The sequence below is a fragment of the Streptomyces sp. V4I8 genome, from assembly GCF_041261225.1.
In the GTDB taxonomy this organism is placed as follows: Bacteria; Actinomycetota; Actinomycetes; order Streptomycetales; family Streptomycetaceae; genus Streptomyces.
This window is the reverse complement of record NZ_JBGCCN010000001.1, coordinates 4,897,589-4,910,340: the sequence shown is the minus strand read 5'-3', so window position 1 is coordinate 4,910,340 and position 12,752 is coordinate 4,897,589. Positions and strand designations below refer to the sequence as shown.

The 12,752-nt window shown below is 70.0% G+C and carries 16 protein-coding genes; 12 read left to right on the top strand and 4 right to left on the bottom strand.

Annotated elements, in window-relative coordinates:
* Window positions 1–21 precede the first annotated feature (21 nt).
* The 3 genes from ABIE67_RS22165 to ABIE67_RS22155 all read right to left on the bottom strand — a co-directional run bounded on the left by ABIE67_RS22165 (window position 22) and on the right by ABIE67_RS22155 (window position 3,172).
* Window positions 22–1,110, bottom strand: a complete 1,089-nt coding sequence (locus ABIE67_RS22165; protein WP_370260146.1) for a S1C family serine protease — start codon at window positions 1,108–1,110, stop codon at window positions 22–24.
* 142 nt (window positions 1,111–1,252) lie between these two features.
* Window positions 1,253–2,275: a LacI family DNA-binding transcriptional regulator gene (locus tag ABIE67_RS22160; RefSeq protein WP_370260143.1), complete on the bottom strand. Its 1,023-nt coding sequence runs from the start codon at window positions 2,273–2,275 to the stop codon at window positions 1,253–1,255.
* 117 nt (window positions 2,276–2,392) lie between these two features.
* A complete protein-coding gene (locus ABIE67_RS22155; RefSeq protein ID WP_370260139.1) occupies window positions 2,393–3,172 on the bottom strand; it encodes a winged-helix domain-containing protein in 780 nt (259 codons plus the stop codon).
* A 171-nt stretch (window positions 3,173–3,343) separates the two neighbouring features.
* Between ABIE67_RS22155 and ABIE67_RS22150 the strand changes: the two genes are divergently transcribed.
* From ABIE67_RS22150 to ABIE67_RS22115, 8 genes are all read left to right on the top strand, one after another.
* Entirely contained in the window at window positions 3,344–4,225 is an 882-nt protein-coding gene (locus ABIE67_RS22150; RefSeq protein WP_370260136.1) for an alpha/beta hydrolase, read from the top strand.
* A 37-nt stretch (window positions 4,226–4,262) separates the two neighbouring features.
* Window positions 4,263–4,517, top strand: coding sequence for a MoaD/ThiS family protein (locus ABIE67_RS22145; RefSeq protein ID WP_030052141.1), 255 nt, complete (start codon window positions 4,263–4,265; stop codon window positions 4,515–4,517).
* Window positions 4,518–4,519: 2 nt separating this feature from the next.
* Window positions 4,520–5,806 carry a hypothetical protein gene (locus tag ABIE67_RS22140; RefSeq protein WP_370260128.1) on the top strand — a complete coding sequence of 429 codons (1,287 nt, stop codon included), beginning with the start codon at window positions 4,520–4,522 and terminating at the stop codon, window positions 5,804–5,806.
* Window positions 5,807–6,110: 304 nt separating this feature from the next.
* Window positions 6,111–6,848, top strand: a complete 738-nt coding sequence (locus tag ABIE67_RS22135; protein ID WP_370260124.1) for a DUF2993 domain-containing protein — start codon at window positions 6,111–6,113, stop codon at window positions 6,846–6,848.
* Between the two features lie 179 nt (window positions 6,849–7,027).
* Entirely contained in the window at window positions 7,028–7,132 is a 105-nt protein-coding gene (locus tag ABIE67_RS22130; protein WP_370260121.1) for a putative leader peptide, read from the top strand.
* A gap of 130 nt (window positions 7,133–7,262) precedes the next feature.
* Window positions 7,263–8,102 carry a sulfurtransferase gene (locus ABIE67_RS22125; protein WP_370260119.1) on the top strand — a complete coding sequence of 280 codons (840 nt, stop codon included), beginning with the start codon at window positions 7,263–7,265 and terminating at the stop codon, window positions 8,100–8,102.
* 59 nt (window positions 8,103–8,161) lie between these two features.
* Entirely contained in the window at window positions 8,162–8,449 is a 288-nt protein-coding gene (locus tag ABIE67_RS22120; RefSeq protein WP_003991226.1) for a DUF1416 domain-containing protein, read from the top strand.
* Between the two features lie 89 nt (window positions 8,450–8,538).
* Entirely contained in the window at window positions 8,539–8,799 is a 261-nt protein-coding gene (locus tag ABIE67_RS22115; RefSeq protein ID WP_370260116.1) for a DUF3099 domain-containing protein, read from the top strand.
* 27 nt (window positions 8,800–8,826) lie between these two features.
* On the opposite strand, the gene ABIE67_RS22110 is transcribed toward ABIE67_RS22115, so the two are convergent.
* Window positions 8,827–9,189 carry a DsrE family protein gene (locus tag ABIE67_RS22110; RefSeq protein ID WP_053197877.1) on the bottom strand — a complete coding sequence of 121 codons (363 nt, stop codon included), beginning with the start codon at window positions 9,187–9,189 and terminating at the stop codon, window positions 8,827–8,829.
* 129 nt (window positions 9,190–9,318) lie between these two features.
* Here ABIE67_RS22110 and ABIE67_RS22105 point away from each other — a divergent pair, with 129 nt between their 5' ends.
* The 4 genes from ABIE67_RS22105 (at window position 9,319) to ABIE67_RS22090 (ending at window position 12,716) form a co-directional block, all read left to right on the top strand.
* Complete coding sequence (locus tag ABIE67_RS22105; protein WP_370260113.1) at window positions 9,319–10,143, top strand: hypothetical protein; 825 nt, start codon at window positions 9,319–9,321, stop codon at window positions 10,141–10,143.
* The gene (locus ABIE67_RS22100) at window positions 10,140–11,027 is read left to right on the top strand and encodes a hypothetical protein (RefSeq protein WP_370260109.1); all 888 of its coding nucleotides are present in this window, start codon (window positions 10,140–10,142) and stop codon (window positions 11,025–11,027) included. Before ABIE67_RS22105 ends, ABIE67_RS22100 begins: the two co-directional genes overlap by 4 nt.
* On the top strand, window positions 11,024–11,899 hold the full coding sequence (locus tag ABIE67_RS22095) for a hypothetical protein (RefSeq protein WP_370260107.1): 876 nt from the start codon (window positions 11,024–11,026) through the stop codon (window positions 11,897–11,899). The genes ABIE67_RS22100 and ABIE67_RS22095 overlap by 4 nt, the downstream gene beginning before the upstream one ends.
* Window positions 11,900–12,140: 241 nt before the next feature.
* A complete protein-coding gene (locus ABIE67_RS22090; RefSeq protein WP_370260105.1) occupies window positions 12,141–12,716 on the top strand; it encodes an FABP family protein in 576 nt (191 codons plus the stop codon).
* The last annotated feature ends 36 nt before the right edge of the window (window positions 12,717–12,752 follow it).

Here is a 12,752-nt window from a genome sequence, read left to right as displayed (position 1 = left end):
TCCTTCAGCTCTGCGAGTCTGCTAGTTCTGCGAACCCGACCGCAGCTTCGCCAGGTCGGCCTTGACGGTGTTGATCGGGATGGCGAAGCCGAGGCCCACGCTGCCCGCGTCGGACGAACCCGAGCCGGAGGCCGAGTACATCGCGGAGTTGATGCCGATGATGTTGCCGTTCATGTCGATCAGCGCGCCGCCGGAGTTGCCGGGGTTCAGGGACGCGTCCGTCTGGAGTGCCTTGTACGTCGTCGTCGACGAACCGGTGTCGCCGTTGAACTGCTGACCGCCGAACTCGAACGGCCAACCGCCGCCGCCCTGCTGCTGTTGCTGCTGGCCCTGGCTCTCGTCCGTCGAGACGGTCACGTCACGGTTGAGCGCGGACACGATGCCGCTGGTGACCGTGCCGGTCAGGCCCTCGGGGGAGCCGATCGCCACGACCTGGTCGCCGACCTGGACGCCGGAGGAGTCGCCGAGGGTGGCGACCGTCAGCCCGGCAGCGTTCCGCAGCTTGATCAGCGCGAGGTCCTTGCTGCTGTCGGTGCCGACGACCTCGGCGGTGTACTCCTTGCCGTCGCTGGTGGTCACCTTGACCGAGGTGGCGCCGGAGACGACGTGGTTGTTGGTGATGATCTCGCCGTCACTGGTGATGATCACGCCGGAGCCGGTGGAGGACCCGGCGTTCGAGGTCGCGTTGATCTCGACGATGCTCGGGCTGACCGCCTTGGCGACCCCGGAGACCGTGCCCTTCTGGCTGGAGGGGACGACGTTGGTGCTGGTGGAGCTGGAGGTGGCGACGGTGTCGTTGCCGGTCAGCTCCTGTATGCCGTACGCCGTGCCGCCCCCGATCGCGGCGGCGACGATCGCCACGGCGGCGAGCAGGGCGACCGGACCGCGGGGCCGGCGCCGCGCCTTCGGCGGCTGGGCGACGGGCTCGGTGAGGAGTGCGGTGGGGGCTTCGCCGGCAGTGGCGCCGGTACCGGTTCCCGGGTGGGCCTGGGCCGTCGGCCGGTGCGCCGGCGGGGGCGGCCACTCGGGGTTCACGGGAGAGGAGGCGTGCTGCTGGGCGCCCTGGTACGGGTTCTCGTAATCGCCGCTGCGGCGGAAGCTCTCGGTCATGGAAACGAGCTTGTCGCCCGACCATGAGAGCTTCCTGAGTGCTCCCTGAGAAGCCCGGCAGAAGCTCGTATGCCCGATGTAAGGACTGTTCTGGCGACTCGGTGAGGTCTCTCAGAGGGGCTTCAGAAAAGCCCGCCCACCCTCACTTGCAGCCGCAGGACCGCCGTACCACCAAGCGCGACGGGAACACCTTGAGCCGCTCCCGCCGTGACCCGGCGACGCGCAGACCGTCGTCGAGGACGAGGTCCACCGCGGCCCGAGCCATCGCCGACCGGTCCGAGGCGATCGTCGTCAGCGGCGGATCCGTCAACGCCGCCTCCTTGATGTCGTCGAACCCGGCGACCGCCAACTGCCCCGGCACGTCCAAGCGCAGCTCCCGCGCCGCGCGCAGCACGCCGATGGCCTGGTCGTCGGTGGAGCAGAAGATCGCCGGCGGGCGGTCGGGCCCGGACAGGATGTCGAGCGCTATGCGGTAAGCGTCGTAGCGGTTGTACGGCGCCTCGAACAGCCGCCCCTCGGTGGGGATCCCGGCCTCGGCCATCGCGCGCCGCCAGCCCTCGACGTGGTCGGAGACCGGGTCGCCGACCGCCGGGGTCTCCGCGGTGCCGCCCATACAGGCGACGTACTCGTAGCCGTGCTCCAGGAGGTGGCGTACGGCGAGCTGGGCGCCGCCCAGGTCGTCGGTGACGACGGCGACGTCGTCGATGGCCTCGGGCCGCTCGTGGAGGAGGACGACGCGGGCGTCCCAGGCCTCGATCTCGGCGGCGGCCAGGTCGTTCAGGGCGTGGGAGACGAGGATGAGTCCCGAGACGCGCATGCCGAGGAAGGCCCGCAGATAGTGGACCTCGCGCTCGCCGACGTAGTCGGAGTTGCCGACGAGGACCATCTTTCCGCGCTCGGCGGCGGCCCACTCGACCGCGTGGGCCATCTCGCCGAAGAAGGGCTGGCGGGCGTCCGGCACGATCAGGCCTATGAGATCCGTGCGCCGCGAGGCCATCGCCTGGGCGACCCGGTCGGGCCGGTACCCCAGCTCCTTGATCGCGGCGAGGACACGCTCGCGCGTGGCCGGGGCGACCGGCCGGGGTCCGTTGTTGATGACGTAACTGACGACGGCAGTGGAAGTCCCTGCCAGCCGCGCCACGTCATCGCGAGTCACCTTGGCCACGCGCGGAGTCTACGCGGATGGACCCACTCTGGGCAGGGCGTGAAGGAGCTCGCTTGGCGCCCGGCCGCCGCTCTTCTGTGCGAAAGCGACGGCCCTGGCGTCCTGCTCTGGTACCCGCTAGGCGTCGGCACGGACCTCGGCGCCGTCCAGGGCGGCCGTCTCGTCCGGATCGGCCGATTTTGCCCGGTCGGCCTTGGCCTTGGCTTCTTCGGCGGCGCGCTCGACCTTCTCGGGAGTAACGAATCGATAACCGACGTTCCGGACGGTCCCGATGAGTGACTCGTGCTCCGGGCCGAGCTTGGCGCGCAGCCGTCGTACGTGGACGTCGACGGTCCGGGTGCCGCCGAAGTAGTCGTAGCCCCAGACCTCCTGGAGCAGCTGTGCGCGCGTGAAGACGCGGCCCGGGTGCTGGGCGAGGTACTTCAGGAGCTCGAACTCCTTGAAGGTGAGGTCGAGGACCCGCCCCTTGAGCTTGGCGCTGTACGTCGCCTCGTCGACCGAGAGGTCGCCATTGCGGATCTCCATGGGGGAGTCGTCGTTGACGATCTGCTGACGCCCCATCGCGAGCCGCAGCCGCGCCTCGACCTCGGCCGGACCGGCGGTGTCGAGGAGGACGTCGTCGATGCCCCAGTCGGCCGTGACGGCGGCGAGGCCGCCCTCGGTGACGACGAGCATGAGGGGACAGCCGGGGCCGGTCGAGCGCAGGAGCTGGCACAGGCTGCGCACCTGTGGGAGGTCGCGGCGGCCGTCGATCAGGATGACGTCGGCACCTGGGGTGTCGACGAGGGCCGGGCCTTCGGCCGGAGCCACGCGCACGTTGTGCAGCAGCAGGCCGAGAGCCGGGAGCACCTCCGTCGACGGCTGGAGGGCGTTGGTCAGGAGCAGCAGAGAACTCATACGTCTGGTTCCTCCTCGGTCCCTGCGAGGACGTGTGTGGTACGGAACTGCTCTGCGATCCCGAAGGCCCCGTACACCTGCGGTTTCCCGCGCCGTATACAACGCTTCCGAAAGCACAAAAGGACCCGGGGGCTACGCTGCCCGAGTCCTCTGCCCAGCAGAATAGCCCACATGAGCAACGGTCCGGCAGGTCATGTGGCGCGATCCACGGTTCGTCCGCACTCTGAGACAACCAGACCTACACCTTTGCGGACGTTTCTGCACACGGACGACGGCGTGACGATCGATTCCGTATACGACCCGAGTGCGGTTGTATACGACGCCTCGCGTCCACCTGTCGGTGACCTTGTGTTCGTCGTCGCCCATGGCTTCACCGGCGATGTGGACCGGCCACATGTACGACGGGTGGCGGAGGCCTTCACCCGGCACGGGGCCGTCGTCACCTTCTCCTTCCGCGGGCACGGAGCCTCGGGCGGGCGGTCGACCGTCGGGGACCGCGAGGTGCTCGATCTGGCGGCCGCGGTGCGCTGGGCCCGCGAACTCGGGCACGCGCGCGTGGCGACCGTCGGCTTCTCCATGGGCGGCTCGGTGGTCCTGCGGCATGCCGCGCTGTACCGCCCGGACGCATCGGAGCGCGAGGGGCGCGCAAGGCGCGCAGGGGCGCACTCGGACACGGTGGTCTCGGTGAGTGCGCCGGCCCGGTGGTACTACCGGGGTACGGCTCCCATGCGGAAGCTCCACTGGCTGGTGACCCGGCCCGAGGGCCGCCTGGTGGGCCGCTACGGATTCCGTACGCGGATCCACCACCGGGACTGGAACCCGGTGCCGCTCTCCCCGGTAGAGGCCGTCCCGCGGATCGCGCCCACCCCCCTGCTGATCGTGCACGGCGACCGGGACGGCTACTTCCCCCTCGACCACCCCCGCATGCTGGCCGAGGCGGCCGGTGACCACGGTGAACTCTGGCTGGAGCCCGGCATGGGCCACGCCGAGCACGCGGCCGGCGAGGCGCTGCTGGCCCGAATCGGGGACTGGGCCGTCGCACAGGGCGGCTAGCCTGACGGGGTACACAGCCGACCGACAGAGGAACTCGATGCCAAAGGTCACGGTGCGCTACTGGGCCGCCGCGAAGGCCGCGGCCGGGATCGCCGAGGAGCCGTTCGACGCGGCCACGCTCGCCGAGGCGCTGGACGCCGCCCGCGAGCGACACCCCGGTGAACTCGTGCGCGTCCTGCAGCGATGCTCGTTCCTCGTCGACGGTGACCCCGTGGGCACCCGCGAACATGAGACGGTACGGCTGGCCGACGGCGGCACGGTCGAGGTGCTCCCGCCGTTCGCAGGAGGGTGACGATGACCGACCAGCCGTATCAGGGGTACGACGGGTACGACCCGTATCAGCAGCCCGCTCAGCAGCAGCCCGTTCAACAGCAGCCCGTTCAACAGCCCGCTCAGCAGCCTGCTCACCAGCAGGCGCCGCAGGCGTGGCCCGGGCAGCAGGCGTACGACGAGCAGCAGGCCCACCAGCAGTACACCCAGCAGTGGCAGGGGCAGACCTGGGAGACGCACGTGCAGCCGCCGGTGGCGCCTGCCTCGGCGGCGGAGACGTCCTATCTGCCGTCGCAGGGGGCGGGCACGCCGGGTGTGGGCGCCTATGCGGGGTCGGGGTACGGCCAGACGGGGCAGGGCTGGGACGGCGGGCCGCAGGCCCAAGCGCAGGCCCAGGCGTACGGTCGGCAGCCCCATGCCCAGCAGCCCCATGCCCAGCGTTTGCCCTCCCAGGGCCAGGCGCCCCAGGCCCAGCCCCAGCCCGAGACGGGGAGGCACGGGGAAGCCGAGTCGGGTGAAGACCCCGGGTACGGTCCCGCGACCGTCGCCGGCAACGCCCGCATCACGGACGCCCAGCGGGCCCGGCTGGAGGGCCGCTCCCCGATCATCGAGCCCGGGGTCCAGCCGGCCGGACTCACCGCGCTGCTGGGGCTGTTGCTCGCGGGTGCGGCGGCGATCGGGTCGTACGCCCTCCTCGTCCCCCTGGTCGTCCTGCAGGCCGTGACGGCGGCGGGCTGGTTCCGGCTGAACGGCATGTGGCCCGCCCGGCAGGGCATCGCGCTGGCCTTCGCGGGCGCGTTGACGGCCGACGTGGCGCTGCTGGCGTCCGACCGTGCCCCGGCGGCGATCCTCGGCACGCTGGGGGTCTGGGTGCTGCTGACCCTGGTCCTGCAGCTTCGCTCGCACGCCGATCCGGACGAGCGGATGTACGGGCTGATGGCGACGGTGGCCTCGGCGGCGCTGTCGATCATCGCGGGTGGGTATCTCGCGGCCGAGGCGGACGCGGTGAGCGTGGGTGCGGTGGCGGTCGCCGTCGCGGTGCTGGTCCGTGCCCTGCCGTTGCCGACGCCGGTTTCCGTGGTGCTCGCGTTGCTCGCGGCGGCGGGTGCGGGGGGCATGGTCGGTGCGATGACCGGGGTGGGGTCCGGTGGGGCCCTGCTCGGGGCCGGCGCCGCGGTGTGCGCGTTGGTCGGGCATCGGGTGGCCAGCTACGACTATCCGTCGCGGTTCGTGCACTTCACGGCGGGGGTCGCGTTGCCTTTGGCGGCCGCGGCGCCGGCGGTGTACCTGCTGGGGCGGGCCTTCGCCTGACCCCGCATTCCTTCGCCCCCGCCGCCCCTACCCGTCCCGTCCCTGGGGGCTGCGCCCCCAGACCCCCGCTTTCGGCCCTGAAGGGGCCTCGTCCTCAAACGCCGGACGGGCTGAAGTACTCAGCCCCTCCGGCGTTCGAGGAGCGGGGTCTGGGGCGGAGCCCCAGGAGGATGGGACGGGTAGGGGCGGCGGGGGCGAGCAAATGCCTTGCTGTCACAGGTGATCGACAATCCGCCGGGGCCGGCCTTCCGCGGAGTTACGCTCGACGTTCGTAGATGACTCTGAGGTGGGGGAACACCACGACATGCGAGCCCTTCGGATACTGCTGATAACCGTCGTGATCCTGGGCGGCCTCTTCGTGCTGGCCGACCGGCTCGCCGTGGGGTTCGCCGAGGACGAGGCGGCCGGCAAGCTGCAGACCTCCGAGAACCTGCCCACCGCGCCGGACGTGTCCATCAAGGGCTTCCCGTTCCTGACGCAGGTCGCGAGCGGTTCGCTGGACGATGTCGAGGTCGGCATCAAGGACTACGAGGCCGCCACCGGAACCGACGGCAAGACGATCCGGATCGACGACCTCACCGCCAGCATGAAGGGCGTCGAGTTCTCCGGTGACTACAGCTCCGCCACCGCGGCCACCGCCACGGGCACCGCGTCCATCACCTACGCCGAACTGCTGAAGGCCGCCAAGTCCGAGCCCACCGAGGTCGCCCCCGGCGTCACCGCCGCCGTCATCGGGCTGTCGGACGGCGGCAACGGCAAGATCAAGGTCGCCGTCGAGGCCACCGTCCTCGGCACCAAGCTGCCGGACCCGGTCTACGTCCTCAGCTCGGTCACCACCGAGGGCGACACCGTGAAGGTGCACGCCGACACCCTGCCCAACTTCAACGGCGCCGCCATCGCCGAGAACCGGGCCCGCGCGATCACCGACTTCGAGCAGAAGATCGACGGTCTCCCCGGCGGCATCCAGCTCGACAAGGTCCAGGCGGCGAAGAACGGTGTCGAGATCACGGTGAAGGGTTCGGACGTCCGCCTCGCTGGGTAGTACGGCTGCGACCGCGATGGACATCCTGCGTCCAACTGGCGAGACGGCGTCGTCCGTACCGTAGCTGTGACCGCCGATACACCTGCCCGGAAACCGTGCGGGACCGGCTTCGGCGGTCCTCCGATCCCATATCCCGGACAATCGCGTCTCACTATGCGACACGCCGGTGACACGCCCGCATGTCCGTCCCTACGATCGAGCCCATGAAGCGACAGGCGGATCTCACGAAGCGGCGGGCAGTAGACCTCTGCCGCGTTGCCGCCATGCTCTGTCGCCCTTTCTGAGCGGAAGCTCCGACTTCCGCGTTTCCCCGCTGCCCTGACCAGGGCACAGGTGCGTCGTCTCGGCCTGAGCACGTACGCACCCCCTCACACTCGCACGCCCCGCCGCAACTGCCCCGGAGGAGAGAAGAGCATGAGCCGCAGCGACGTCCTCGTCGACGCCGACTGGGTCCAGGAGAACCTGGACAACCCCAGCATCGCGATCGTGGAGGTGGACGAAGACACGTCCGCCTACGAGAAGAACCACATCCGCAACGCGATCCGCATCGACTGGACCAAGGACCTGCAGGACCCGGTCCGCCGCGACTTCGTCGACCAGGAGGGCTTCGAGAAGCTCCTGTCGGCCAAGGGCATCGCCAACGACACCCTGGTGATCCTCTACGGCGGCAACAACAACTGGTTCGCGTCCTACGCCTACTGGTACTTCAAGCTCTACGGCCACGAGAACGTCAAGCTCCTCGACGGCGGCCGCAAGAAGTGGGAGCTGGACGCCCGCGAGCTGGTCGAGGACGTGCCCGTGCGCCCGACGACCGACTACAAGGCCAAGGCCCAGAACACCGCCATCCGCGCCTTCCGTGACGACGTCGTCGCCGCGATCGGCTCGCAGAACCTGGTCGACGTGCGCTCGCCCGACGAGTTCTCCGGCAAGCTGCTCGCCCCGGCCCACCTCCCGCAGGAGCAGTCGCAGCGTCCGGGTCACGTCCCGTCCGCCCGCAACATCCCGTGGTCCAAGAACGCCAACGACGACGGCACCTTCAAGTCGGACGACGAGCTCAAGGAGCTCTACGCCGAGGAGCAGGTCGACCTGGCGAAGGACACCATCGCCTACTGCCGCATCGGTGAGCGCTCCGCGCTGACCTGGTTCGTCCTGCACGAGCTGCTCGGTGTGGAGAACGTCAAGAACTACGACGGCTCCTGGACCGAGTACGGCAGCCTGGTCGGCGTTCCGATCGAGCTCGGCGCCAACAAGTAAGACCCAACCCGCAAATCCCGACCGGCCTTCCTCCGGTCAGACCCCTCTTGGAGAAAGACATGTGTGGAGCGAAGGCCGGCGGCCCCGACGCCTCGACGATCAAGCCCGGTGAGACCACGATCCAGGGCCAGGTGACGAAGGACGGCGAGCCCGTCGTCGGCTACGTCCGACTGCTGGACTCGACTGGCGAGTTCACCGCGGAGGTCCCCACCTCCGCCACGGGCCAGTTCCGCTTCTACGCGGCCGAGGGCACCTGGACCGTGCGCGCCCTCGTCCCCGGCGCCACCGCCGACCGCACCGTCGTCGCCCAGCAGGGCGGCCTGGCGGAGGTCGCGATCGCGGTCTGAGAAACACCCTGATCGGTCGAAGGGCCGTACCCCGTGGGTTGGACGCCTGGGGTACGGCCCTTCGGTCTGTGCGGACCTACTCTGGACGTATGTACGCACGGCGACGTCACGTCTACTTCACCATGATGGGGACGTGCATCACGCTCTTCGTCCTGGCCTGGGGCGTCGTGCGCCTCTGGTCGGTGCCGGTGGCGGTGGGCATGTGTGTGGTGGCCATGGTCATCCCGCCGCTGGCCGCGATGGTAGCCAACCGGCGGGGGCCGGAGGACCGCTGGTGGGACGACCCCTCCGGCGATCCGAAGTCCGACGAGTGGTGGGACGAGCTGGACGGCAAGAAGCGACCGCGATAGGTACGGTCCTGTGCGCCCGGGGCCGTCTCAGTAGACGAGCGCCTGCGTCTCGTCGCCGAGTGCCTCCTGGACGAAGACCTGGGCGCCCGCGATCCGGACGCCCTCGATGACATCCTTCTCCGTGATGTCCCGGCGGGCCGCGCACTGGGTGCACAGGGTGAGACGGCCGGTCGCGAGGATGGAGTCGATCAGGTCGGGGAGCGGGGCCGCGTGCGGGAGTTCGAACTCCGCGGCGCGGCCCGGGAGGGCGAACCACGCGGACTCGCCGGTCAGCCATACGGAGACGTCGACGCCGCTGGCCACCGCCACCGCCGCGACCGTGAACGCCTGTGAGCAGCGTTCGGGGGCATCGGCCCCCGCCGTCACCTTGATCACCAGCTTCTTCGCCATGGCCGAATCGTAATCAACTCCCTTACAACCTGAGGCGTTGGCCATGGGTCTCCTGTGCGCGCGCATACGGAATGCGCGCTTCACGTTCCGTGGGGGGACGTCTTGGATGTATCTGAAGAAATAGGAGAGGTGGCTGACGCGCCGGTACCGCCGGTGCCACCGGTCGCGCCGGTCATGCCGGTCTCCTCGGCCGCGCCCGCGCAAGCGGAGGTGTCCGGACCGGCCGAGCCGGCCGCCCTGTCCCGGCGTCGTCGCCGTGGGCGTACGGCCCTGCTGATCGCCGGAGCCGTCGTGCTCGGGCTCGTCGCCGGGACCTGTGCCGGTTACCTCGTACAGGCCGACCGCGAGCCCACGAAGCTGCCCTCGCTGTCCCAGCCGACCCTGAAGCAGTCCACGGGCGTGGCGCCCGAGCCGCTGTCGGCTGCCCAGGACCGTCGGGTGAAGACCGACGGCGACCTGCGCGAGCTGCTGCTGAAGAAGCCGGCCGGGGCGAAGGACGCCGAGTGGCTGACCGGTACCGACGGCTGGCAGGACATGGCCTCGTTCGCCGGTAACTACGAACAGCCGGACGTCATGTTCGGCGAGCTCGTCAGCGACGAGTTCCGCCGGGCGGCAGCCACCGGCTGGCAGGTCGGCAGCTCGTACACCGTGGAGATCCGGCTGGTCCAGTTCCGGCAGGAGCAGCGGGCGTCGGCTTCCGGAACCACCGACAACGACCAGTACTGGGCGGAGGACGAGGACTCCACCGACAGCTGGCCCATCCCTGGCACCGGGGAGGGTATGGCATATGTCCACAACAAGCCCGAGGCCGAGGCCGGCTACCTCCCGCTGTACAGCGCGGAGGCACACGCCTGGCGCGGTGACATCGCCATGCAGATCTGGGTCTACGCCGACAAGCCGGTCAGCAAGAAGAAGATCATGGACCTGGCCCAGCGGCAGATGGGGCGCCTGTGAGCGAGAACCAGAACGCGACGGAGCCGACGGCACAGCCCGCCGACCCCGCGCAGACCACACCAGAAGCCGCTCCGCCCGCTCCCGACGCGGTTGCCCTCATGGAGCCGCCCGCCGCTCCGCCCGCCCGGAAGCCCCTCCGTCGTGGCCGCATCGCCACCGTCGCCGGATCCCTGCTCCTGGCCGGGGCGGTCGTCGCCGGGGTCGGCTACACCGTCGTCACCGTGCGGGACGCCGACCGGGACGCGGGTGCCCCCGTGTGGAAGTTCCCGGCGGCCAAGGCCGACGACAAGAAGTCGGTGCCCGCTTCCGGGCTCGCCGGGATGCTCGTGCCGTACGGCACCGACGGCTGGGTGCGGGGTCCGGACATCGGTGAGTTCGGCTCCGACGCGCAGCTCAGCGGTGCCCATGCCACAGCCCTGCGCAAGGAGTCCCTGCGCGACCTGCCCCGCTCCCAGCGCCGGCAGCTGGAGAAGCAGATGGACAAGCGGCCCATCAAGGGCATGGCGATGCGCAGCTACATCAACACGGAGGGCACGGGTTACAGCGAGGACGTCGACGAGGACACCTACACCGTGAGCATCGTGCTGAGCCGGCTGGAGAGCACGGCGGCCGTCCGGGACACGTCGACGTTCGAGAGCGAGTTCCTCGACGCCCTGGACATCTTCCGCAAGGGCCCGAAGGTCAAGGGGCACAAGAACGCCAAGTGCTTCCTGCCGCCCAAGGGCACCGACGAGGAACTCGAAAGCATGTACTGCACCGCCTACGTCGGGGACGTCCTGGTCACCGCCACGGCGGACGGCATCAAGCCACTCGACACCAAGGGGGCCGCGTTGCTGCTCGCCACTCAGCTCGACCGCATCGCAGAGCGGGGGAAGGCGATATGAGCGAGCAGCAGCACGCCACCGTCCCGGCTCCCCCGGCCGACGTACCGCCGCATCCCCCGACCGACGTACCGCCGCCACCCGCACCACTCCAGGTGGAACCCCCGGCTCGGAAGGACCGCCGCGTCCTGCGCGCGGCACTGCGCTGGACCTCCGCCGTCGTCGCCTTCGCCGCGATCGGCGCGGGCACGGCGTACGGGATCACGCGGATGGAGCGGACCGACGTACCGGGGCTGGCGACGGAGTCGGACGGGCGGTGGGAGTACCCGACGCTCACCAAGCCGCCGCTGCCCTCGGGCAGCCCACAGCCGCTCGCCGAGGAGAACGAGGCCGGCGCCCACTACGCCGACCTGCGCGCCCTGCTCCTGCCCGCGCCCAAGGGGGCCGCGGAGGACAAGGCGCTGCGCGGTGACGACGGCTGGCTGGCGACGAAGGACTTCCTCACGGAGTACGCGGACAAGCCGGAGCGCGACACCTTCCGGCAGACACTCGTCGACTACGGCCTGCGCCACATCGCCGCCCGCGGCTGGAACACCCAGGACGGCACGCACACCCGGATCTACCTGCTGCACTTCGACACCGCGGCCGTGGTGGACGAGGTGATCGCCGATCTCGCTCCCTACGGCAGCCCCGCCTACCGGGTCCGCGGCACCGAGGTCTCCACCCAGGACGAGGACTTCTCGAACCTGCCCTGGCCCGTGGACATGCCGCGTTTCGCCTACGTCGAGTCCAAGCCGTACGGCGCCGAGCAGGTCCGTCACGCCTACCTGTCGGCCGGCGACGTGATCGCCCTGATCGTCCAGTCCAGGAAGGGCAGCGCGCGGGCGGTGCCGTTCCAGCAGACGGTGACGCTCCAGAGCCAGCTCCTCGGCTGACCCCGCGAGGGCATACCTCACACAGAGGGCCGGGCCCCGGCCGCGTAAGCTGGGGCCCGGCCCTGTGTACGCAAAGCATTCCCCACGCTCAATCGAGGAGCACCCCGTGGAGATCTTCTTCGAAGCCCTGCTGGTCCTGGTCTGCGTCGGCGTTCTCGCCTTCGCCGGGCTGACCGTGAAGAAGCTGTACCAGGGCCAGCGCTGACCGCCATCACCGACGTACGAGACTTCTGAGCTGCTCATGATCGAGATCCCGTCCGACCTCCACAAGGACCTCGTCCCCCTCGCCTTTCTGCTCGGCAACTGGGCGGGCGCGGGCGTGCACGACTTCCCCGGGTCCGAGAAGTGCAACTTCGGGCAGGAGGTCGCCTTCACGCACGACGGCCGGGACTTCCTGGAGTACCGGTCCCACACCTGGGTGCTGGACAACGAAGGCAACAAGGTGCGGCCGCTGGAGTCCGAGCACGGCTTCTGGCGGATCGACGCCGAGCGCAAGGTCGAGGTGACGATGGTCCGCGACGACGGCGTCGTCGAGATCTGGTACGGCGAGCTCGCCGACAAGAAGCCCCAGATCGACCTGGTCACGGACGCGGTGGCGCGCACGGCCGCCTCCGGCCCCTACACCGGCGGCAAGCGGCTGTACGGCTACGTCAAGAGCGACCTGATGTGGGTCGGCGAGAAGCAGACCCCCGAGGTCGAGCTGCGCCCCTACATGTCGGCCCATCTGAAGAAGGTCGTCACCCCGGAGGAGGTCGAGCGCTGGGCCAAGGCCCTCCCGGACGACCTTCCGGACGACGGCATCGCCTTCTTCAAGTAGGCAGGCTCGTTCCGTAGGCATCCCTTCGAGTGGCTC